General features: G+C 69.1%; 16 protein-coding genes and 2 tRNA genes. 6 read left to right on the forward strand and 12 right to left on the reverse strand.

Features of this window, described 5'->3' with window-relative positions; genetic code table 11:
- Positions 1 to 76: 76 nt before the first annotated feature.
- Together RBJ65_RS15525 and RBJ65_RS15530 are read right to left on the reverse strand one after the other, a co-directional pair.
- Complete coding sequence (locus RBJ65_RS15525) at positions 77 to 1,273, reverse strand: ATP-binding protein (protein WP_306323062.1); 1,197 nt, start codon at positions 1,271 to 1,273, stop codon at positions 77 to 79.
- Between the two features lie 139 nt (positions 1,274 to 1,412).
- Complete coding sequence (locus RBJ65_RS15530; protein ID WP_306323063.1) at positions 1,413 to 4,064, reverse strand: valine--tRNA ligase; 2,652 nt, start codon at positions 4,062 to 4,064, stop codon at positions 1,413 to 1,415.
- A 115-nt stretch (positions 4,065 to 4,179) separates the two neighbouring features.
- On the opposite strand from RBJ65_RS15530, the gene RBJ65_RS15535 reads away from it, so the two are divergent.
- A complete protein-coding gene (locus RBJ65_RS15535; RefSeq protein WP_306323064.1) occupies positions 4,180 to 5,235 on the forward strand; it encodes a hypothetical protein in 1,056 nt (351 codons plus the stop codon).
- Between the two features lie 87 nt (positions 5,236 to 5,322).
- Here RBJ65_RS15535 and clpX read toward each other — a convergent pair whose 3' ends face one another.
- From clpX to RBJ65_RS15560, 5 genes are all read right to left on the reverse strand, one after another.
- Positions 5,323 to 6,609 (reverse strand): ATP-dependent Clp protease ATP-binding subunit ClpX, encoded by a 1,287-nt coding sequence (gene clpX, locus RBJ65_RS15540; protein WP_306323065.1) that lies wholly within the window; start codon positions 6,607 to 6,609, stop codon positions 5,323 to 5,325.
- 170 nt (positions 6,610 to 6,779) lie between these two features.
- Complete coding sequence (locus RBJ65_RS15545; protein WP_306323066.1) at positions 6,780 to 7,439, reverse strand: ATP-dependent Clp protease proteolytic subunit; 660 nt, start codon at positions 7,437 to 7,439, stop codon at positions 6,780 to 6,782.
- Between the two features lie 61 nt (positions 7,440 to 7,500).
- Positions 7,501 to 8,106 (reverse strand): ATP-dependent Clp protease proteolytic subunit, encoded by a 606-nt coding sequence (locus tag RBJ65_RS15550; RefSeq protein WP_306323130.1) that lies wholly within the window; start codon positions 8,104 to 8,106, stop codon positions 7,501 to 7,503.
- Between the two features lie 406 nt (positions 8,107 to 8,512).
- Positions 8,513 to 9,907, reverse strand: coding sequence for a trigger factor (tig, locus tag RBJ65_RS15555; protein WP_306323067.1), 1,395 nt, complete (start codon positions 9,905 to 9,907; stop codon positions 8,513 to 8,515).
- 161 nt (positions 9,908 to 10,068) lie between these two features.
- Positions 10,069 to 10,145: transfer RNA gene (locus tag RBJ65_RS15560), tRNA-Pro, on the reverse strand.
- 139 nt (positions 10,146 to 10,284) lie between these two features.
- On the opposite strand from RBJ65_RS15560, the gene RBJ65_RS15565 reads away from it, so the two are divergent.
- A tRNA-Gly gene (locus tag RBJ65_RS15565) sits at positions 10,285 to 10,355 on the forward strand.
- A 90-nt stretch (positions 10,356 to 10,445) separates the two neighbouring features.
- Here the strand turns inward: RBJ65_RS15565 and RBJ65_RS15570 are convergent.
- On the reverse strand, positions 10,446 to 10,640 hold the full coding sequence (locus RBJ65_RS15570; protein WP_306323068.1) for a hypothetical protein: 195 nt from the start codon (positions 10,638 to 10,640) through the stop codon (positions 10,446 to 10,448).
- A 511-nt stretch (positions 10,641 to 11,151) separates the two neighbouring features.
- Between RBJ65_RS15570 and RBJ65_RS15575 the strand changes: the two genes are divergently transcribed.
- Both RBJ65_RS15575 and RBJ65_RS15580 read left to right on the forward strand, forming a co-directional pair.
- On the forward strand, positions 11,152 to 12,342 hold the full coding sequence (locus RBJ65_RS15575; RefSeq protein ID WP_306323069.1) for an acyltransferase family protein: 1,191 nt from the start codon (positions 11,152 to 11,154) through the stop codon (positions 12,340 to 12,342).
- A gap of 207 nt (positions 12,343 to 12,549) precedes the next feature.
- Positions 12,550 to 13,731, forward strand: a complete 1,182-nt coding sequence (locus tag RBJ65_RS15580; protein WP_306323070.1) for a cation:proton antiporter — start codon at positions 12,550 to 12,552, stop codon at positions 13,729 to 13,731.
- A gap of 41 nt (positions 13,732 to 13,772) precedes the next feature.
- Here the strand turns inward: RBJ65_RS15580 and RBJ65_RS15585 are convergent, their stop codons facing one another.
- Positions 13,773 to 14,948, reverse strand: coding sequence for a PP2C family protein-serine/threonine phosphatase (locus RBJ65_RS15585; RefSeq protein ID WP_306323071.1), 1,176 nt, complete (start codon positions 14,946 to 14,948; stop codon positions 13,773 to 13,775).
- A gap of 139 nt (positions 14,949 to 15,087) precedes the next feature.
- Between RBJ65_RS15585 and RBJ65_RS15590 the strand changes: the two genes are divergently transcribed.
- Positions 15,088 to 16,317, forward strand: coding sequence for a GNAT family N-acetyltransferase (locus RBJ65_RS15590; RefSeq protein ID WP_306323072.1), 1,230 nt, complete (start codon positions 15,088 to 15,090; stop codon positions 16,315 to 16,317).
- Positions 16,318 to 16,321: 4 nt separating this feature from the next.
- Here RBJ65_RS15590 and RBJ65_RS15595 read toward each other — a convergent pair whose 3' ends face one another.
- Together RBJ65_RS15595 and RBJ65_RS15600 are read right to left on the reverse strand one after the other, a co-directional pair.
- A complete protein-coding gene (locus RBJ65_RS15595; RefSeq protein WP_306323073.1) occupies positions 16,322 to 17,143 on the reverse strand; it encodes an Fpg/Nei family DNA glycosylase in 822 nt (273 codons plus the stop codon).
- A 112-nt stretch (positions 17,144 to 17,255) separates the two neighbouring features.
- Positions 17,256 to 17,744, reverse strand: coding sequence for a ribose-5-phosphate isomerase (locus RBJ65_RS15600; protein WP_306323074.1), 489 nt, complete (start codon positions 17,742 to 17,744; stop codon positions 17,256 to 17,258).
- Between the two features lie 168 nt (positions 17,745 to 17,912).
- Here RBJ65_RS15600 and RBJ65_RS15605 point away from each other — a divergent pair, with 168 nt between their 5' ends.
- Positions 17,913 to 19,331, forward strand: coding sequence for an amino acid permease (locus RBJ65_RS15605; protein WP_306323075.1), 1,419 nt, complete (start codon positions 17,913 to 17,915; stop codon positions 19,329 to 19,331).
- 125 nt (positions 19,332 to 19,456) lie between these two features.
- Here RBJ65_RS15605 and RBJ65_RS15610 read toward each other — a convergent pair whose 3' ends face one another.
- Positions 19,457 to 20,902 (reverse strand): serine/threonine-protein kinase, encoded by a 1,446-nt coding sequence (locus RBJ65_RS15610; protein WP_306323076.1) that lies wholly within the window; start codon positions 20,900 to 20,902, stop codon positions 19,457 to 19,459.
- Positions 20,903 to 21,050 lie beyond the last annotated feature (148 nt).

Genomic DNA, 21,050 nt, shown 5'->3' on the forward strand with positions numbered 1-21,050 from the left:
TGGGTTTGTCTTGTGGGTGCGGTGTTGCTGTGGTTGCGTTTTTTGCGCAGTTCCCCGCGCCCCTAAGGACAAGCCCCTACGTCCTTGCCGGGAAGGTTGCCTTCACCTCGTACGTGGTTCCGTCCCCCGGGCCTGCCTCGAAGGTGCCGCCCAGGGAGAGGACGCGTTCCTCCATGCCTGCCGTGCCGGTGCCCGCTGAGACCGGGGCGGTCGTCGGGGCGGTTGGCGGGAGGGGGTTGGTGACCGTGACGTGGAGGCGGTTGGCGGCCACGGACACCGTGACGGTGACCGGCTGGTCGGGGGCGTGCTTCGCGGCGTTGGTGAGGCATTCCTGGACGACGCGGTAGACCGCGGCCTGGCGCAGCGGGGACTGGGCGCGGGCGGCGTCGTCCACGTCGACGGTGATCGTGTTGCCGGCCGCCGCGCTCTCCTCGGCGAGGCGGGGCAGCGCGTCGAGGCCGGGGGTGGGGGTGCCGCCGCCGCTGCCCCGGCGTACGACGATCTCGTTCAGGAGGAGGTGGGCGCGGCGGGCCGTCTCGGACAGCTCGTCGAAGTCCTGCTCCCAGCGTTCGCCGCGGGCCCGCCGCGACAGCACCTCGGCCCGTACCGACAGCATCGTCAGCTCGCGGCCCACGAAGTCGTGCACGTCGCCCGCGACGTCGGAGCGCTCCTGCTGCACGGCCTGGAGCAGCGCGGTCTCGGCTCCCTTGGCCTCCAGGGCGCGTACGAGGTCGATACGGCGCGCGGCGATGCCGACACCGGTCGCGAGCACCCCTATGGGCACGGCGAGGGCGAGGAACTGGCTGACGCTCTCGCCGCCCCGGTAGGCGGGCCACTCGAAGAGCGCGTACGCGGCGCAGGCCCAGACGAGGTAGCCGCAGCAGGCGAGGATGCCGGAGCCCCGGCCCCGGTAGCGGGCCACGGAGTACAGGGCGAACTGGGTCAGCGTCACATCGTGCAGCCAGCCGAGGAAGACGAGGCCGACGAGATACGGGAGCCAGGGGCCCCACGGTTCGCGGCGGCGCAGCAGCAGGGTCGCGGAACCGGCGGCGAGGACGATCGTGGCGGTCGCGCCGCTGAGCGCGTTGTCCGCCCTGGCCAGGCCGGGGATGTCCAGGCTCATCAGGACGAAGCAGCCGGCGGCCGTGACGAGGTCGACGGCGAACGGCGTGCCGCGCCAGCGTTCGAGGCGCGACCAGAGCCGGCCGAGGCGGCGCCCCGGTGCGGTCACCGCCTCCCCGGCCGTCACCGCCCCTTCGGCCTGGTCGTGCATTGAGCCCCATTTCCCCGTGACTGCTCCCGTTACGTCCCCTTTCTTACCTTGATCCGTCGCGCCGAGCAGCACGAGGGCCCCCGGAACCCTGCGGTTCCGGGGGCCCTCGTGTTCGTACGAGAAGCGGGCCGTACGAGTGTCAGGCCTGCGGCAGGCGGTCCAGCTGGGCCTGGATGCGGGCGATGTCCTCGTCCGCCTTGACGAGCCGGCCCTTGATCTTGTCGACCACGTGGTCCGGGGCCTTGGCGAGGAACGCCTCGTTGCCGAGCTTGCCCTCGGAGGCCGCCTTGTCCTTCTCGGCGGCGGCGAGGTCCTTGGCGAGGCGCTTGCGCTCCGCCGCGACGTCGATCGCGCCGGACAGGTCGAGCGCCACCTCGGCGCCCGCGACCGGCAGCGTGGCGGTGGCGGTGAAGCCCTCGCCCTCGGGCTGCAGCTTGAGCAGCTGGCGGATGGCCGGCTCGTGCGCCACCAGGGACGTGCCGTCCAGGGTGAGGCGGGCCGGGACGCGCTGGCCCGCCTTGAGGCCCTGGTCGCCCTTGAAGCGGCGGACCTCGGTGACGACCTGCTGGAGCGTCGCGATCTCCTGCTCGGCGGCCTCGTCGCGGAAGCCACCCGGTGCGTCAGCACCAGGAACAGACACAGCCTTGGGCCAGTCCGAGATGACGATGGACTCGCCGCCCGTGAGCGTCGTCCAGAGGGTCTCCGTGACGAACGGGACGATCGGGTGGAGGAGACGCAGCATGACGTCCAGGACCTCGCCGAGGACCCGGCCCGACACCTTCGCCGGCTCGCCGCCCGCCATGAACGTCGTCTTCGACAGCTCGACGTACCAGTCGAAGACCTCGTCCCACGCGAAGTGGTAGAGCGAGTCGGAGAGCTTCGCGAACTGGTAGTCGTCGTAGAACGCGTCGACCTCGGCGACCGTCTTGTTGAGGCGGGAGAGGATCCAGCGGTCGGTCGCCGTCATCTCGTCCGCGGCCGGGAGCGGGCCCTCGACCGTGGCGCCGTTCATGAGCGCGAAGCGGGTCGCGTTCCAGATCTTGTTGGCGAAGTTCCGGGACGCCTGGACCCAGTCCTCGCCGATCGGGACGTCGATGCCCGGGTTGGCGCCGCGCGCGAGCGTGAAGCGCAGCGCGTCGGAGCCGTAAGTGTCCATCCAGTCCAGCGGGTTGACCGCGTTGCCGAAGGACTTCGACATCTTCTTGCCGTGCTCGTCACGGACCATGCCGTGGAAGGCGATGGTCTTGAAGGGGACCTCGCCGTCCATCGCGTACAGGCCGAACATCATCATCCGGGCGACCCAGAAGAACATCAGGTCGTAGCCGGTGACCAGGGCCGAGTTCGGATAGAACTTGGCGAGGTCCTCGGTCTGCTCCGGCCAGCCCAGCGTGGAGAACGGCCACAGTCCTGAGGAGAACCAGGTGTCCAGGACGTCGGTGTCCTGGTGCCAGCCCTCGCCGCTCGGCGGCTGCTCGTCGGGGCCGACGGCCACGGTCTCGCCGTTCGGGCCGTGCCAGACGGGGATGCGGTGGCCCCACCACAACTGGCGGGAGATGCACCAGTCGTTGAGGTTGTCGACCCAGTCGAAGTAGCGCTGCGTCAGGTCGGCGGGGTGGATGTTCGTCCGGCCGTCGCGGACCGCGTCGCCGGCCGCCTTGGCGAGCGGCTCGACCTTGACCCACCACTGCAGCGAAAGGCGCGGCTCAAGGGTCGTCTTGCAGCGCGAGCAGTGCCCGACGGAGTGCGTGTACGGGCGCTTCTCGGCGACGATCCGGCCCTCGGCGCGCAGCGCGGCGACGATCGCCGAGCGCGCCTCGAAGCGGTCGAGTCCCTCGAAGGGGCCGTGGGCGGTGATGACGCCGCGCTCGTCGAGGACTTCGAGCGCCTCCAGGTCGTGGCGCTGGCCGATCGCGAAGTCGTTCGGGTCGTGGGCGGGGGTGACCTTGACGGCGCCCGTGCCGAACTCCGGGTCGACGTGCGTGTCCGCGACGACGGGGATCGTGCGGCCGGTCAGCGGCAGCTTGATCCGCTTGCCGACGAGGTGCGCGTACCGCTCGTCGTCCGGGTGGACGGCGACCGCGGTGTCGCCCAGCATCGTCTCCGCGCGCGTGGTCGCGACGACGATGGTGTCCTCGCCCTCGCCGTACTTCATGGAGACGAGCTCGCCGTCGTCGTCCTGGTAGTCGACCTCGATGTCCGAGATGGCCGTCAGGCAGCGCGGGCACCAGTTGCTGATGCGCTCGGCGCGGTAGATGAGGCCGTCGTCGAACATCTTCTTGAAGACGGTCTGGACGGCGCGGGAAAGCCCCTCGTCCATGGTGAAGCGGTCGCGGCTCCAGGCCACGCCGTTGCCCAGGCGCCGCATCTGGCCGGCGATCTGGCCGCCGGACTCGGCCTTCCACTGCCACACGCGCTCGACGAAGGCCTCGCGGCCGAGGTCGTGGCGGGACTTGCCCTCCTTGGCGAGCTCGCGCTCCACGACGTTCTGCGTGGCGATGCCCGCGTGGTCCATGCCGGGCTGCCACAGCGTCTCGTAGCCCTGCATGCGCTTGCGGCGGGTGAGGGCGTCGATCAGCGTGTGCTCGAAGGCGTGGCCCAGGTGCAGCGAGCCGGTGACGTTCGGCGGCGGGATGACGATCGTGTACGGCGGCTTCTCGCTCTTGGGATCGGCGTCGAAGTAACCGCGCTCTACCCAGCGCTCGTACAGCGGCCCCTCTACTTCGGCCGGCGCGTACTGGGTCGGCAGTTCGGAGGTGGGCGCTGGGGTCTGCTGCTGAGAGTTCTCGGTCACGGGGCCAGTTTAGAGGGGTTACAAGCTCGTACTGAAACCGAATCCGGTGGAACGGATCGCACCCACGTACGTCAGGATGTCGGCAGCACATAAGCAACGGGAGGGAACGCGAGTAATGAGCCACAACCAGCCGGGCCCGTACGGGAACCAGCCGCCCCAGCAGCCGGGCCCGTACGGTCAGCAGCCACAGCAGCCGGGCCCCTACGGTCAGCCGCCGCAGCCGGGCCCGTACGGCCAGCCGCCGCAGGCGCCGCAGCCCGGCTACGGTTACCCGCAGCAGCCGCCGCAGGCCCCGCCGCAGGCGCCGCAGGGCGTTCCGCCGCAGCAGCCGAATCCGTACGGTCAGCCGCCGCAGCAGCCGCCCGGCGGTTACAGCCAGCCCCAGCAGCCGGGCCCCTACGGTCAGCCCCCGCAGGCCCCGTACGGCCAGTACCCGCAGCAGCCGCCCACAGGCGGTGGTGGCGGCAAGAAGACGCTCGCCATCGTGCTCGGCGCGGTCGTCGTGGTGGCGGCGCTCGGCGTCGGGGGCTACTTCATCTTCGCCGGCGGCGACAGCGGCAGCGGCGGCGGCTCGGTCGCGGACGACGGCGCGCACAAGCTGACGACGCCCGCCTCGGTCCTCGGCGGCGAGTACAAGAAGAGCGGCGGCGGCACGACCAGCAGCGGCAGCTTCAGCCAGAAGGATCTGGAGGAGGCCAAGGCGTGGGGCGTCACCGACCCGAAGAGCGTGAACGCCACGTACCAGGCCGGTTCCGGCGCCACGCAGAAGGCGATCAATTTCGGCGGCATCTACGGAAAGATCGAGGACCCGGAGAAGGTCGTCGACTCGCTCTTCTCCGAAATGCAGCGGAAGTCCAAGAGCAGCACCGACACCCTGGGCGGCGCCAAGGTCTCCTTCGAGGGCTCCCCCCAGAAGTTCACGCCGAGCGGCTTCAAGAACGGCGTCATGAAGTGCCAGAACGCCAAGTACGACATGGGCAGCGGCAGTTCGTCCGCCTCTGGCATGCCGTCCAGCTTCAAGATGCCGATGTGCGTGTGGGGTGACCACAGCACGGTCACGTACATCATGTACTCCGACGCGGGCGCCATCGTCGCGAAGGAGGAGACGCCGCTGAGCGAGGCGGCGGACACCACGGCGAAGCTGCGCGACGAGGTCCGCGTTCCCAAGTAGGCGGCCGCCGCCCCGGCAGCTGTGTGCTTACGGAGGAGGGCCCCGGTCGGATCTCCGACCGGGGCCCTTCCGCGTAAGCGAGCGGAGCTACGCCGACTTCTGTTCGCCGCCGTCGCTGCCGCGGGCGTCCCGCGGGATCAGCGTCGGGTTCACGTTCGAGTGGACGGCGTCCGCCGTGATGACGACGCGGGCCACGTCCTTGCGGGACGGGACCTCGTACATCACCGACTGGAGGACCTCCTCCATGATGGCGCGCAGACCGCGCGCGCCGGTGCGGCGCAGGATCGCCTGGTCGGCGATGGCCTCGAGGGCCTCGCGCTCGAAGTCCAGCTCCACACCGTCGAGTTCGAAGAGCCGCTCGTACTGCTTGACGAGGGCGTTCTTCGGCTCGACGAGGATCTGGAGCAGCGCCTCGCGGTCGAGGTTGTGGACCGAGGTGATGACCGGGAGGCGGCCGATGAACTCGGGGATCATCCCGAACTTCACCAGGTCCTCCGGCATGACCTCCTGGAACTGGTCCTTCTCCTCCAGCTCGCGCTTGGAGTGCAGGGTCGCGCCGAAGCCGATGCCCTTGGCGCCCGCCCGCGACTCGATGATCTTCTCGAGCCCTGCGAACGCGCCGCCCACGATGAAGAGCACATTCGTGGTGTCGATCTGAATGAACTCTTGGTGCGGGTGCTTGCGGCCGCCCTGCGGCGGTACGGAAGCGGTGGTCCCCTCAAGGATCTTGAGGAGGGCCTGCTGTACGCCCTCACCGCTCACGTCACGCGTGATCGACGGGTTCTCCGACTTGCGGGCCACCTTGTCGATCTCGTCGATGTAGATGATCCCGGTCTCGGCCTTCTTGACGTCGTAGTCGGCCGCCTGGATCAGCTTCAGCAGAATGTTCTCGACGTCCTCGCCGACGTACCCCGCCTCCGTCAGCGCCGTCGCGTCGGCGATGGCGAACGGGACGTTGAGCATGCGCGCCAGTGTCTGCGCGAGGAGCGTCTTTCCGGAGCCGGTCGGGCCGAGCAACAGGATGTTGGACTTCGCGAGTTCGATCGCGTCGTCCCGCCCGTTCGCCCCGCCGTTCTCGCCGGCCTGGACGCGCTTGTAGTGGTTGTACACCGCGACGGACAGGGCCTTCTTGGCGGCTTCCTGTCCTACGACGTAGCTCTCGAGGAACTCGTAGATCTCGCGCGGCTTGGGAAGCTCTTCCCAGCGCACTTCGCTCGTCTCGGCGAGCTCTTCCTCGATGATCTCGTTGCAGAGGTCGATGCACTCGTCGCAGATGTACACACCGGGGCCTGCGATGAGCTTCTTGACCTGCTTCTGGCTCTTTCCACAGAACGAGCACTTGAGCAGATCGCCGCCGTCACCGATGCGTGCCACGAGGTGCTTCCCCTTCGCCTGGGAGACGCTCGCGTAAAGCGGCTCCTGGTGCCTGTATCCGACGGTACCTTGCCGGGCCCCCCGTTCGGGCCCCCCTTGGCACGGTTCACTTCACCCCGTGGGGAGTTCGTGTCCGCGCCAAGGGGAATGGCAGACGATACAGCGCCCTCTTACGCGATCGCCTCGTTGTTCATCTTGCGCGTCGAGATGATCTGGTCGACCAGGCCGTACTCGAGGGCGTCCTCGGCCGTGAGGATCTTGTCGCGCTCGATGTCGTCGCGGATCTTCTCGATCGGCGTCGTCGAGTGCTTGGCCAGGAGCTCCTCCAGCTGCGTACGCATACGGAGGATCTCGTTGGCCGCGATCTCCAGGTCGGAGAGCTGCTCACGGCCGGTGCCGCCGGAGGGCTGGTGGATCAGCACGCGCGCGTTCGGCAGGGCCATGCGCTTGCCCGGCGTACCGGCGGCGAGGAGCACGGCGGCCGCGGAGGACGCCTGGCCCATGCAGACCGTCTGGATGTCCGGCTTCACGAACTGCATCGTGTCGTAGATGGCCGTGAGGGCCGTGAACGAGCCGCCGGGGCTGTTGATGTAGATGGAGATGTCGCGGTCCGGGTCCATCGACTCCAGGCACAGCAGCTGCGCCATGACGTCGTTGGCGGACGCGTCGTCGATCTGCACGCCGAGGAAGATGACGCGCTCCTCGAAGAGCTTCGCGTACGGGTCGTACTCGCGCACGCCCTGCGAGGTGCGCTCGACGAAGCGCGGCACCACGTAGCGGTTGTCGACCTGGGGGCCCTGGTACAGGCCGCTGCCGGGGAAGTTGTTCATGTCGGTGTTCCGTCCTGGTGAGGGTGGGCTTGGCAGGCTTGGCCGGTGCTGATCGCGAGGATCAGGCGCCGGTGCCGCCGCCGCCCGGAACGCCCGTAGCGGCAGTGATGATCTCGTCGATGAGGCCGTACTCCTTGGCCTCCTCGGTGGTGAACCAGCGGTCGCGGTCACCGTCACGGATGATCGTCTCGACGGTCTGGCCGGAGTGCCGGGCCGTGATCTCGGCCATCCGCTGCTTCGTACGCAGCAGGTACTCGGCCTGGATCTTCACGTCCGACGCGGTACCGCCGATGCCCGCGGAACCCTGGTGCATCAGGATGTCGGTGTGCGGGAGCGCGAAGCGCTTGCCCGCGGTGCCGCCGGTCAGCAGGAACTGGCCCATGGAGGCGGCCATGCCCATGCCGATGGTGACGACGTCGTTCGGGATGTACTGCATGGTGTCGTAGACCGCCATGCCGGCCGTCACCGAGCCACCGGGGCTGTTGATGTAGAGGTAGATGTCCTTGTCCGGGTCGGCGGCAAGGAGCAGCATCTGCGCGGTGATCTTGTTCGCGATGTCGTCGTCGACCTGCTGGCCGAGGAAGACGATGCGCTCGCCGAGCAGCCGGTTGTAGACATGGTCGCCGAGGCCACCACCGATGGACGGCTCGCCTGCGGCGGAAGGCATCAGATTCGTCACGTATCCACCTGCTCGTCTCTGACGGCTACGCGCCGTCTCGCGTCTTTAGCTGGGGCCGGGGCGAGTGCGACGCACTCCCTGGCCCTCCTCTTCATGGACCCTAACGCGCGGGTCCCTCCGGGGAATCCCGCCAGTGCAACTGTTCGCTGTGAGCGCAGGTACGGGGCGCTTCGCTCTTGTACGGGTGGGCTGGGAACGGTGCCGCCAGGGGCGCGGGGAACTGCGCGCCCAGCCACGGCCGGCCCGAAGCCGCGACGGCGTCACACCCTGTGGCTCATGGCGCTCGTCGTGCGTTGCGCGCGCAGTTCCCCGCGCCCCCAAGACAAAAGCAGAACAGGCCCCCCGGAACCGGACGGTTCCAGGGGGCCCGCTCACACGCTACGCGCGGAGGCGCTTACGCCTCCTTGGACTCCTCGGCGGAGTCGGTGGACTCGGCGGCGGCCTCGGCGGCCTCGGTGGCCTCCTCCGTCTCCTCCTCGTCGTCCGAGAGGTCGACGACCTCGCCGTTGGTGTCCTTGACCGTGGCGGCCTCGACGACCGTGGCAAGGGCCTTTCCGCGGGCGACCTCGCCGACGAGCATCGGGACCTGGCCACCCTCGACGACGGCCTGGGCGAACTGGTCGGGGGACATGCCGGAGGAGGCGGCGCGGCGCATGAGGTGCTCGGTGAGCTCCTCCTGGCTGACGTTCAGCTTCTCCTTGTTGACGAGCTCGTCGAGGACGAACTGCGTCTTGATGCCCTTGACGGCCTGCTCGCTCGTCTCGGCGTCGAACTCCTCGACCGTCTTGCCCTGGATCTCGAGGAACTTCTCGAGGTTCAGGCCCATCTGGGCAAGCTGGTGGTTCTCGAGGTTGTGCTTGCGGGTGTTGACCTCGTCCTCGAGGAGCTTCTCCGGGACGGGGACCTCGACCAGCTCGAGCAGCTTCTCCAGGACGCGCTCCTGGGCCTGCGTGGCCTGGTCGTTCAGCTTCTGGTTCTCGAGGCGCTTGCGGCTGTCGGCCTTCAGCTCGTCGAGGGTGTCGAACTCGGAGGCGAGCTGCGCGAACTCGTCGTCGAGCTCCGGCAGTTCACGCTTGGCGACCTGGGTGACCTTGACGGTGACCTCGGCGTCCTTGCCCTCGGCGGAGCCGCCCTTGAGCTCGGAGGTGAAGGTGGCCTCGCCACCGGCCTCCAGGCCCTTGACGGCGTCGTCGATGCCGTCGAGGAGCTCGCCCGAGCCGATGGTGTACGAGACGCCGGAGGCGACGCCGTCCTCGAGGACCTCGCCCTCGACCTTGGCCTCCAGGTCGATCGTCACGACGTCGCCGTCCTCGGCGGCGCGCTCGACCGGCGCGGTGGAGGCGAAGCGGTCGCGCAGCTGCTCGACGGCCTTGTCGACGTCCTCTTCGGTGACCTCGGTGGCGTCGACCTCGACCTCGATGCCGGAGTAGTCCGGAATCTCGATCGTCGGGCGCACGTCGACCTCAGCGGTGAAGTTCAGCGTCTCGCCGTCCTTCAGGTCCGTGATGTCGACCTCGGGCTGACCGAGGACGTTGAGCTCCGCCTCGTTGACGGCCTCGGTGTAGAACTTCGGGAGCGCGTCGTTGACGGCCTCCTCCAGCACCGCACCGCGGCCGAAGCGCTGGTCGATGACGCGGGCCGGGATCTTGCCCTTGCGGAAGCCCTTCACCGTGACCTGCTGGTTGATCTTCTTGTACGCCGCGTCGAGGCTGTCCTTGAGCTCCTCGAAGGGCACCTCAATGCTGAGCCGAACCCGGGTCGGGTTCAGGGTCTCGACGGCGCTCTTCACGGTGGGTCTCCTTGGGGGCTGACTTCTGGGATCGTGCCCGGCTTGAGAGACACACGGGCATGCAGCTTGCATAGTAACGGCACGCCGCTGCTGACCCACAATGCGATCTTGACGCGATCTCGGAGAACCCCGGGGCGGTCTGACGACCTGCGCCCGAACGCTGGTCGGGGTGGCGGGATTTGAACCCACGGCCTTCCGCTCCCAAAGCGGACGCGCTACCAAGCTGCGCCACACCCCGTCGGTGCGACACGTAGGGTACATGCCCGCAGGCAGTGCGGCTCCCGCCCTGCGGGCCGCCGGAAAGAGGGTGTGCACTCGGCGCCCTCGACCCGCTACGATGCCTGCGTACCGCGGTCACCGACCTGCGGTGCGGCTGTGCGGGCGTAGCTCAATGGTAGAGCCCTAGTCTTCCAAACTAGCTACGCGGGTTCGATTCCCGTCGCCCGCTCTGTGAATGGCCTCCGGCCCGGTTCCACTCCTTGTGGATCCGGGCCGGAGGCTTTTTCGTGGGTCTGCGCCGGGCGCCCGGGCCGCCGCCTCAGAATTTGATCGCGCTGATGCTGTCCGCGACCGAGTTGAGGAAGTTGTTGATCGCGGGCGCCATTCCGGTCGACGCGAGGAAGAAGCCGAAGAGCACCGCGACTATGGCGGGCCCCGCTTTGATCGAGCCGCCGCGCATGAGGACGACGAGGACGATCGCCAACAACAGCACCACTGACAGCGAAATGGCCACACTGATCACACCCTAGGTCGGTCCGCTCTCCCGGCCCGGGGGGTTCAGCCCCACCCCCCGCCAGAACCATCGTGCCACCAACCCGGCGCCCCTATGCGACCCGTGACGCATCGTCGGCCACGCACCCGCTGGTTTCGGCTTGATCGTTTCTATCGCCCCGGCGGCCGTGCGCGGCCGGCCCGCATACGACGTGCAGGTTTTCTCTCAGTTTCCCCTTGGTTCGCACACAGGAAAATCAAGGAAATGCGATGTCCAATTACCGACCAAGCCTCACGGGACGAATCGGTCATATGGCCAGCATTGGGCAAATCGTCCGGGCACAACCGCACAAACCCCAAGTCGTCTTCTGCGCAATCGGGGGTACCTGGAAACACCAAGGAGGAATCGCGTTGAGGGTTTTACGAAATCACAGAAGCCCCACTAGGGTGCCTCAGATGTTCCACGCCGCCTTCATCCCCACCGGCGCAGTGCGGTTCATTACGGTCTCCCCGAGTTCCTGGTGGGAGGGCCTGTGACCAACTCGCTGTACCCGCAAGGCTCGCACCGCACCCCGCTGCCACCGGCGGCGCGGCCCGCGGACGAGAAATCCCCCCACACTCCCCCCGCTCCCCAGCAGACCGCGGCGCCCAGCGCGCCCGCCCCGGCCCCCGCTCCGGCCGGCACCCCCAAGCCGAAACAGCGCGACGCGTTCTTCGACAACGCCAAGTACCTGGCCATCGTGTTCGTCGCGATGGGCCACTCCTGGGAGCCGCTGACGGACGGCAGCCGTACCGCCGAAGCGCTGTACGAGATCGTCTATACGTTCCACATGCCGGCGTTCATCGTCATCTCCGGCTACTTCTCGCGCAGTTTCGACATGCGGCCCGACCGGCTGCGGCGCCTGATCACCGGCGTCGCCGTGCCGTACGTGATCTTCGAGGTCGCGTACAGCTTCTTCAAGCGGTGGGCCGACGACGATCCGACGCATCCGATCAGCCTGCTGGACCCGTGGTTTCTGACCTGGTTCCTGGTCGCGCTGTTCATCTGGCGGCTCACCACGCCGATCTGGAAGGTCGTCCGCTGGCCGATCCCGCTCTCGATCGCGATCGCGGTCCTCGCGTCGGTCTCCCCCGACATCGGCGACGACCTGGACCTGCAGCGCGTGCTGCAGTTCCTGCCGTTCTTCGTGCTGGGCCTGTGCATGAAGCCCGAGCACTTCCAGCTCGTGCGGCGGCGCGAGGTGCGGATCCTGTCCGTACCGATCGCGGCGTGCGCCTTCCTGCTCGCCTACTGGTCGGCGCCGCGCATGACGTCGGTGTGGTTCTACCACCGGGACAGCGCGCAGGAGCTGGGCGTTCCGTGGTGGGTCGGCGTCGTCATGACCCTGGCCCTGTTCGGCTGCTCGCTCGTGCTCACGGCGTGCTTCTTCGCGTGGGTGCCGGGGCGCAGGACGTGGTTCACGGTGCTCGGCGCCGGGACGCTGTACGGGTATCTGCTGCACGGGTTCCTGGCGAAGGGCTCCCGGTTCTGGGGCTGGTTCGACGCGGACTGGACCCAGACCCCGTACGGCGCGGTCATTGTCACGATCGTCGCCGCGGCGGTCGTCACCGCCCTGTGCACCCCACCGGTGCAACGGGTCTTCCGCTTCGCCATGGAGCCGAAGATGCCGTGGGCGTTCAAGAAGGACGCCGCCGAGACGGCGCGGGCCAGACAGCGGGCCTGACCGACCCCGACATCGCCCCCGACATCGAGGCCCCGCAGCACGCGTTCAGCGCGTACTGCGGGGCCTCACTCATGACCTCACTCATGACCAAGGACTCTTACTCCAGGTCGTTTGGTAAGCTAAGTATTGACGCTTTCTTGACGCTCTCTTGACCAATCTGGACCAAGGAGGAACGGGCCCATCGGACACGCAGACACCTTGATCGCCATGGGCGGCGCCTTTCTGGCCGCCGCCGTCCTCGCTCGCCTGGGCGGGCGCATAGGACTTCCCACGATTCCCCTGTTCATCCTGGCCGGGATACTCCTCGGCCCTCATACGCCGGGCGTCGTGCTGCTCTCCGACCCGCACGACCTGGAGATGCTCTCCGCGCTCGGCCTCGTACTGCTGCTCTTCTATCTCGGCCTCGAGTTCCACATGGACGATCTGAAGGCGGGCGGCCGCAAGATGGCCTTCGCCGGAGGGACGTACCTCGCGCTGAACGTCGGCGCCGGCCTCGGTTTCGGATTCGCCCTCGGCTGGGGCACATCCGAGGCTCTGGTCCTCGCCGGGGTGCTCGGCATCTCGTCGTCCGCGATCGTCACCAAGGTGCTCGTCGACACCGGCCGGCTCGGGAACCCCGAGACCAAGCCGATCCTCGGGATCATCGTGGTCGAGGACATCTTCCTCGCCCTTTACCTGGCCGCGCTCCAGCCGATCCTGTCGGGCGCGGACTCGCTGTCGGCCGCCGTGCTCGACGGCGGGAAGGCCTTCGGGTTCCTGCTGCTGCTCGCGCTCGCCGCGCGGTTCGGCACCCGGATCGTGGGCCGGCTCTTCAACATCAAGGACGACGAGCTCCTCGTGATCTCCTTCCTCGGCGCCGCGGTGTTCGTGGCCGGGGTCTCGGAGTGGTTCGGGGTCGCCGACGCCATCGGGGCGTTCATGGTCGGCCTGATGCTCGGCTCGACCACCTCCGGGGAGCGGATCCGGGCCCTGGTGCACCCGCTGCGGGACGCCTTCGGCGCGATCTTCTTCTTCGGGTTCGGGCTCTCCATCGACCCCGGTGACCTGCCGAGCGTGCTGTGGCCTGTGCTCGCGGCGGTCGCGCTGACGCTCGTCATGAACGTGCTCGCGGGCATCGGCGGGGCGAAGATCTACGGGTTCGGGGCGGGGCCCGCCGCGAACATCTCGACCACGTTGCTGGCGCGCGGCGAGTTCGCGCTGATCCTCGCGACGATGGCCGCGGGCGCCGGGCTCGACGACCGGCTCTCGCCGTTCATCGCGGGGTACGTGCTGCTGCTCGCGGTGCTCGGGCCGCTGGCCGCGGGGCGCTCCGCCTGGCTGGCCCGGTTTCTACCGGTGAAGGCGAAGGCGCCGGTGGCAGAGGAGCCACGGGTCGAAGTCGGGGTGTAGAGCCGCGTAAGGCCCTTACGCGTCCCGGCCTCGTAAAGCCCTTACGCGTCCCGGCAGATCAGCAGCAGCGCCCGGTCGTCGTTGACGTCCTTGGCGACCGCCTCGATGAGGTGCCAGGCCGCACCGTGGAAGCCGCCGGTCACATACCGGTCGGCTTCCCCGGTGAGGCGGTCGATGCCCTCGCTGATGTCCCGGTCGGAGGTCTCCACGAGGCCGTCCGTGAACAGCATCAGCACGTCGCCGGGGCGCAACGTCCCTTTCGTGGCGTCGAATTCGGCGCCGTCGTAGACGCCGAGCAGCGGACCGTCGGCCGCCTTCTCCTCCCAGCGGCCGGAACCGGCGCTGAGCTGGAGGCCCGGCGGGTGGCCCGCGGAGTACAGCTCGTAGTCCCCGCATTCGAGGTCGAGGACGAGGTGGATGGAGGTCGCGAAGCCCTCGTCCCAGTCCTGGCGGAGCAGATAGCCGTTGGCCGCGGGCAGGAACGCGTGCGGCGGCAGCGAGCCGAGCAGTCCGCTGAAGGCTCCCGCGAGCAGCAGCGCGCGGCTGGCCGCGTCCATGCCCTTGCCGGACACGTCCGTGAGGACGACCTCCAGGGTGCGCCCGTTGTTCGTACGGGCCGCCACCACGAAGTCACCGGAGAACGACTGGCCGCCCGCCGGGCGCAGCGCCATCTCGCGGTGCCAGCCCTGCGGCAGCTTCGGCAGCCTGCTCTGCGTACGGATCCGCTCGCGCAGGTCGAAGAGCATCGTTCCGCCGCGCCGCCAGGGCACCCCGACCCGGCTGCGGAACTGGGCGATGAGCAGGCCGAAGAAGCCGCAGGCCGCGACCGTGAGCACGGTGCCGGGCGTGACGCCGGCCGCGCGCTGCGTGTACGGGCCGAGCTGGAACGACTCCACGATCAGCGCCGCGGCCGCCGCCGCGTACAGGCCGAGCAGGCTGGCGGGGCGCAGCAGCAGGCCGCCCGCGACGATCGGCAGGACGAGCGCGGCGGGCGCGCACCACACGGGGTTGAGGATGGTGCCGAAGGCGATCAGCGGGACGGTGATCAGCAGTCCGGCGAGCGCGATCCAGTCCGAGCCGTCCCCGCGGAAGTAGTCCACGCCGGATTTGCGCACGGCTGTGCGGGCCCGGTGGATACGCATCCTCAACCGGGCCGGGAACGTGTCGGCCTCCGCGCGCTGTCCGCGCCCGCGCCGCTCTTCTCGTCGTACCGCCATTGCTCGTGGACCCTATCCACCGGCTCCGGACCTGTGCACGGGAGGTCCCACTTGTCCCCCTTTTCGGGCACCCGCGTCAGCGCCGATACCGGCCTTAATTCCCTCGCTCGCGACGGCCTGCCACTGGTAGTGATGGCGTATGGCGACCGAACTGCGCACCTTGCGGCACAGCGAGTGGGACGAGTGGTACGGGAAGTTGGAGCGGGCCTTCGGAGGGGTGGTCGAGTCCCCGGAGGAACGTGGCCTGTACCAGGAGCTGACCGCGGTCGACCGCTCGCTCGGGGTCTGGGACGGGGACGAGTGCGTGGGCACGGCGGGTGCCTTCCCGTTCCGGGTCTCGGTGCCCGGCGGGGCGTTCGTTGGCGCGGCGGGCGTGACCATGGTCAGCGTCGCCACGACCCATCGCAGGCGCGGCATCCTGACGTCGATGATGCGGCGTCAACTCGACGACGTACGCGAGTGGGGCGAGCCCCTGGCCGTGCTCACGGCGTCCGAACCCGTGATCTACGGGCGGTTCGGCTACGGCATCGGGACCCGTAAGGCGACCGTCCGCATCGAGTCCCAGCGCGTCCGGATCGACGCGCCCGCCGGGGCCGACGACGTACGGCTGCGGTACGTGGACGTGGCGGAGGCCGCCGAGCGGTGCGAGGCCGTGTATCTGCGGACCGTGGGGACGCGGCCCGGGATGCTCGCGCGGCTGCCCGGCTGGGAGCGGCTGCCGTTGCTCGACCCGCCGCAGGAGCGCGGCGGGGCCTCGGCCCTGCTGTGCGTCGTGGCGGAGCGGGACGGGGAGACGGTCGGGTTCGCGCGGTTCTCGGTGAAGCCGGAGTCCGAGCACGGGGTGGATCGCAGCACGGTTCTGGTGCGGGAGGTGACCGCGGTCGAGCCCGCGGCGTACGCGGCGCTGTGGCGGTTCCTGACCGACATCGACCTGACGGAGTCGGTGCACTGTGACAACCTGCCGGTGGACGATCCGCTGTTCTCGCTGGTCTCCGACGTCCGGCGGTGTGCGGTGCGGGTGCGGGACTCGATGCACGTACGGCTTGTGGATGTGGGTCAGGCGCTCGAAGCGCGTACGTATCTCACGCCCGTGGACGTCGTGTTCGAGGTGGCGGACGCCTTCTGCCCCTGGAACGAGGGGCGTTGGCGTCTCGTCGGCGACGCGAAGGGCGCGTCCTGCAAGCGGACCGAGGAACCGGCGGAACTGTCCTTGTCCGTACGGGAGTTGGGTGCGGCGTATCTCGGTGACGCGTCGCTGATGGAGCTGGCCGGGGCCGGGCGGGTGCGCGAGGCGCGGCCGGGGGCGCTGGCGGAGGCGTCGGTGGCGTTCGGGGTGCCGGTGGCGCCGTGGCTGCCGCACGGGTTCTAGCGGTTCAGGTACCTTCCGGTTGGCACGTGGGGCACCAGAAGAGGTTGCGGGCCGCCAGTTCCGCCGTGCGGATCTCGGTGCCGCACAGGTGGCAGGGCTGGGGTGCGCGGCGGTAGACGTAGACCTCGCCGCCGTGGTCGTCGACGCGGGGCGGGCGGTTCATCGCCTCGGGGGTGTGCTCGGGGCGGACCGTGTCGATGCGGCCCGCGCGGACACCGTCGTGCATCAGCGCCACCAAGTCGTCCCAGATCGCGGCGAGTTGGGGCTCCGTGAGGTTCTTGCCCGGGGTGTACGGGTCGATGCCGTGGCGGAAGAGGACTTCCGCGCGGTAGACGTTGCCGACGCCGGCGATGACCTTCTGGTCCATGAGGAGAGCGGCGATGGTGGTGCGGCTGCGGGCGATGCGGGCGAAGGCGCGGGTGGGGTCCGCGTCGGGGCGCAAGGGGTCCGGGCCGAGGCGGTCGTGTATCGCCTGCTTCTCGGCGTCCGTGATGAGGGCGCAGGTGGTGGGGCCGCGGAGGTCCGAGTAGTGGGTGTCGTTCGCCAGGCGGAGGCGGACGGTTTCCGTGGGCGGGGGTGGGGGTGCCTCGCCGAAGGTGTACTTGCCGAAGAGGCCGAGGTGGATGTGGATCCAGGTGTCCCCTGCGGGGCCGAAGCCGAGGAAGAGGTGTTTGCCGTGGGCTTCGGTGCGGGTGAGTTCTTGGCCGGTGAGGAGGGCGGCCGCGTCGGAGAATTTGCCCTGGGGGCTGGTGACGGTTGTCTTTTGGCCCGTGAATTTGGTGGCGTGGTCCTGGGCGAGGCGGTGGATCGTGTGGCCTTCGGGCACGCCAATTTCCTCTCGGGGCGGGTAACCGTGGTTGACGCCTCGGGGCTCCGCCCCGGACCCCGCTGCTCAATCGCCGCAGGGGCTGGAAATACCAAGCCCCTGCGGAAGGGGGTCAGTCCTGCTGCGGGTGGTGGGGCGGGATCGCCGGGAGGACGCCGGAGGCCTCGTAGGCCGAGAGCATGTCGATGCGGCGCTGGTGGCGCTCCTCGTGGGAGTAGGGGGTGGCGAGGAAGATCTCGACGAACTTCGTGGCCTCCTCCTCCGTGTGCATCCGGCCACCGATCGAGATCACGTTGGCGTTGTTGTGCTCACGGCCCAGTGCGGCGGTCTGCTCGCTCCAGGCGAGGGCCGCACGGACGCCCTTGACCTTGTTCGCGGCGATCTGCTCGCCGTTGCCGGAGCCGCCGATCACGATGCCGAGGGCGTCCGGGTCCGCCGCCGTGCGCTCCGCGGCGCGGAGGCAGAAGGGCGGGTAGTCGTCCTGGGCGTCGTAGATGAGGGGCCCGCAGTCGACGGGCTCGTGGCCATGGGCCTTCAGCCATTCGACCAGGTGGTTCTTGAGTTCGTAGCCGGCATGATCCGAGCCGAGGTACACGCGCATGAGTCCGAGTGTGGCACGCCGCGCTCCGGGTAGCCGCTTCCGGGTGCCCGCACGCCGCAGGTCGTGGCGCTGTCGGCGATGACAACGATCCGGACTCAAAGCTTCCGTCGGGGCACGCCGATGCGTTGAATGCGAACGCACGTTTACCGCAAACGTAAGGACCCGTGCATGACCACGCAGTCGCCCCCCACCTCCGGGGCCACACCCGAGACCCCGCCCACCGGCGATGGCGAACTCAAGGCAGGGCTGAAGAACCGGCACCTGTCGATGATCGCCATCGGAGGTGTCATCGGTGCCGGTCTGTTCGTCGGCTCCGGCTCCGGCATCGCGGCGGCCGGGCCCGCCATCCTCATCTCGTACGCCCTCGTCGGCGCCATGGTCGTCTTCGTGATGCGGATGCTGGGCGAGATGGCCGCGGCGCGGCCGTCGTCCGGTTCGTTCTCCGCCTACGCCGACCAGGCGCTCGGCCGCTGGGCCGGTTTCTCCATCGGCTGGCTGTACTGGTTCTTCTGGGTCGTGGTGCTCGCCGTCGAGGCGACGGCCGGGGCGAAGATCCTCAATGGGTGGATACCCGGCGTGCCCCAGTGGGGGTGGGCGCTGATCGTGATGATCGTGCTCACCGTCGTGAACCTGGCGGCGGTCGGTTCGTACGGTGAGTTCGAGTTCTGGTTCGCCGGGATCAAGGTCGTCGCGATCGCGGCGTTCGTGATCGTCGGGCTGCTCGCCGTGTTCGGGCTGCTGCCGGGGTCGGACAATCCGGGCGACGGGTTCGGGCATCTGACCGATGCCGGGGGCTTCTTCCCCAAGGGGCCCGGCGCGATCCTCACCGGTGTGCTGATGGTCGTCTTCTCGTTCATGGGCTCGGAGATCGTCACGCTCGCCGCCGGTGAGTCGGAGGACCCGCAGAAGGCCGTCACCAAGGCCACGAACTCCGTGATCTGGCGGATCGGGATCTTCTACCTCGGCTCCATCTTCGTGGTGCTGACGCTGCTGCCGTGGAACGACAAGTCGATCGTGGACGAGGGGTCGTACGTCGCCGCGCTCAACTCCATCGGGATTCCGCACGCCGGGCAGGTCATGGACGTCATCGTGCTGACCGCCGTGCTGTCGTGTCTGAACTCCGGGCTGTACACCGCTTCCCGTATGGCGTTCTCGCTGGGACAGCGCGGGGATGCGCCGAAGGCGTTCGCGAAGACCACGTCGCGGGGTGTGCCGCGGACCGCGATCCTCGGGTCCGTGGTGTTCGGGTTCCTCGCGGTGTGGTTCAACTACCAGTGGCCGGACACCGTGTTCAACTTCCTGCTGAACTCGTCGGGTGCGGTCGCGTTGTTCGTGTGGCTCGTCATTTGCTTCACGCAGTTGAAGATGCGGGGGATGATTCTGCGGGATCAGCCGGAGAAGCTGGTCGTGAAGATGTGGCTGTTCCCGTATCTGACGTGGGCGACGATCGCGATGATCTCGTTTGTGCTGGTGTACATGTTGACGGATGACGCGGGGCGGGAGCAGGTGCTGCTTTCCTTGCTCGTTGCGGCGTTCGTCGTTGCGTTTGCGCTTGTGCGGGAGAAGGTTCAGCGGCGGAACGCGTGAGTGTTGCGGGGGTCGGGGTTGGCGTCGCGGGGCGCTGCCCCGGGCCCCGCGCCTCAATCGCCGGCGGGGCTTGATTTTGCCCGGTCGTCGTTTTGAGGGCGGCAGGGGCTTGAATGGGGCGGGCGTCAGTTTGGGGAGAGTGGGGTGAAGGTGTTCTTGACTCGTTCGTAGGTCGGCCTCGCCTTCTCCTCCGTCTCCGGGCGGTACCACGTGCCCACCTGGTAGGAGCGGGTGGCGTGGTCGAAGCCGAGGAGTTCGGCGTGCCAGCGGACGCCTTTGAGGGTGAAGAGGTATTCCCAGACCACGGCGGGGCGGCCGCGGAACGTGGTGCGGGCGAGGCGGAGTTTTCGGTAGTCCTGGCCCTGGTGGGCGGCGCGTTCGGACTTGCGCCACGTGGCCAGGAGGTCGTCCTTGGCGAGGGCCGACTGGGCGACCAGCTCCTGGGTGCCGTCCGGTGACGTGTAGTGCACCTCGGACGCCGTCTTCACCACCCGTTCCCAGCCCTTCGGCGGCGCCCACGCGTACCCCGCCTCCCGCCGCGCGCCCGCCGGAAGGGTCTGGGTGGCGGTGGGCGGGCGCGATGTGCCCTCGACCGTGGGGGTCGAGCCGCCGCCGCCCGACTTCGGGTCGCCGTCCGGCAGCGTGAGGGCCAGGGCCGCCGCGAGGCCCACCGCCAGCACTCCCCCGGTCGCGACGAACACGGTGCGGCGGCGGGCCGCTCGTGGCGGGCGGGGAGGTTGTGGGGGTGCGGGGGCGGGGGCAGGGGCAGGTGGGGATGGTTTCGGGGTCAGGGAGTGGGTGACGTGGTCCAGGTTCGGGCGGTCCGTCGGGTCCTTCGACAGGAGCGCCGTCAGGAGTGGGGCCAAGTCCCCGGCCGCGTAAGGGAGTTGTGGTTCCTCGTAGAGGACGGCGTGCAAGGTCGCAAGCGTCGTATCGCGGCTGAACGGTGAGCTGCCGCCGAGCGCGGCGCAGAGCGTCGCGCCGAGGGACCAGAGGTCGGACGGCGGTCCCTGCGGGCGGCCCGAGACCCGCTCGGGGGCCATGTAGTCGGGCGAGCCGACCAGCATGCCGACCATCGTGAGCGCCTTGGCGTCCTGGATCGCGGCGATGCCGAAGTCGGTGAGCATGACGCGGCGCCGCCCCACCCGCTCCAGGAGTACGTTGCCGGGCTTGATGTCGCGGTGCAGGACGCCGCCCGCGTGCACCTGGCGCAGCGCCCCGGCCAGGCTCAGGCCGATCCGTGCGACCTCGTCGGCGGCCAGCGGGCCGTCCTCGACGAGGAGCTGTTCCAGGGAGCGGCCGTCGACCAGCTCCATGACGATCCACAGGCGTTCGCCCTCGTCGACGACGTCGTAGACGCGCACCACGCCCGGGTGGTCGATGCGGGCGGTGGCGCGGGCCTCGCGCAGGGTGCGCTCGCGGCGGGTGCGGGCGTCCTCGGGGTCGAGGCCGTCGATGCGCATTTCCTTGACGGCGACCCGGCGGTCCAGCATTTCGTCCACCGCGCGCCACACGCGCCCCATTCCGCCCTGGCCTATCGGTTCGTCCAGGCGGTAGCGAGTGGCCACCAATAATCCCTGGACGCCACCGCTCGTATTCCCAGGCAATCGACTGCACCCCCGAAACGCAATGAAACACCTAGTCGACACTTGCCGCCGCCCCAGCATAGTGCGGAGAAATCTTGTGGTACCTCTTCAAGTGCCGCGAATTCGGGCGCGG

The organism is Streptomyces sp. KL109B, assembly GCF_030766935.1.
Lineage (GTDB): Bacteria > Actinomycetota > Actinomycetes > Streptomycetales > Streptomycetaceae > Streptomyces.

What these genes read in the sequence shown, in the direction of transcription:
- RBJ65_RS15525 (WP_306323062.1), bottom strand. Translation starts at nt 1,273, where the DNA reads ATGCACGACCAGGCCGAAGGGGCGGTGACGGCCGGGGAGGCGGTGACC.
- RBJ65_RS15535 (WP_306323064.1), top strand. Translation starts at nt 4,180, where the DNA reads ATGAGCCACAACCAGCCGGGCCCGTACGGGAACCAGCCGCCCCAGCAG.
- RBJ65_RS15545 (WP_306323066.1), bottom strand. Translation starts at nt 7,439, where the DNA reads ATGAACAACTTCCCCGGCAGCGGCCTGTACCAGGGCCCCCAGGTCGAC.
- RBJ65_RS15550 (WP_306323130.1), bottom strand. Translation starts at nt 8,106, where the DNA reads ATGCCTTCCGCCGCAGGCGAGCCGTCCATCGGTGGTGGCCTCGGCGAC.
- RBJ65_RS15580 (WP_306323070.1), top strand. Translation starts at nt 12,550, where the DNA reads ATGGGCGGCGCCTTTCTGGCCGCCGCCGTCCTCGCTCGCCTGGGCGGG.
- RBJ65_RS15585 (WP_306323071.1), bottom strand. Translation starts at nt 14,948, where the DNA reads ATGGCGGTACGACGAGAAGAGCGGCGCGGGCGCGGACAGCGCGCGGAG.
- RBJ65_RS15590 (WP_306323072.1), top strand. Translation starts at nt 15,088, where the DNA reads ATGGCGACCGAACTGCGCACCTTGCGGCACAGCGAGTGGGACGAGTGG.
- RBJ65_RS15600 (WP_306323074.1), bottom strand. Translation starts at nt 17,744, where the DNA reads ATGCGCGTGTACCTCGGCTCGGATCATGCCGGCTACGAACTCAAGAAC.
- RBJ65_RS15605 (WP_306323075.1), top strand. Translation starts at nt 17,913, where the DNA reads ATGACCACGCAGTCGCCCCCCACCTCCGGGGCCACACCCGAGACCCCG.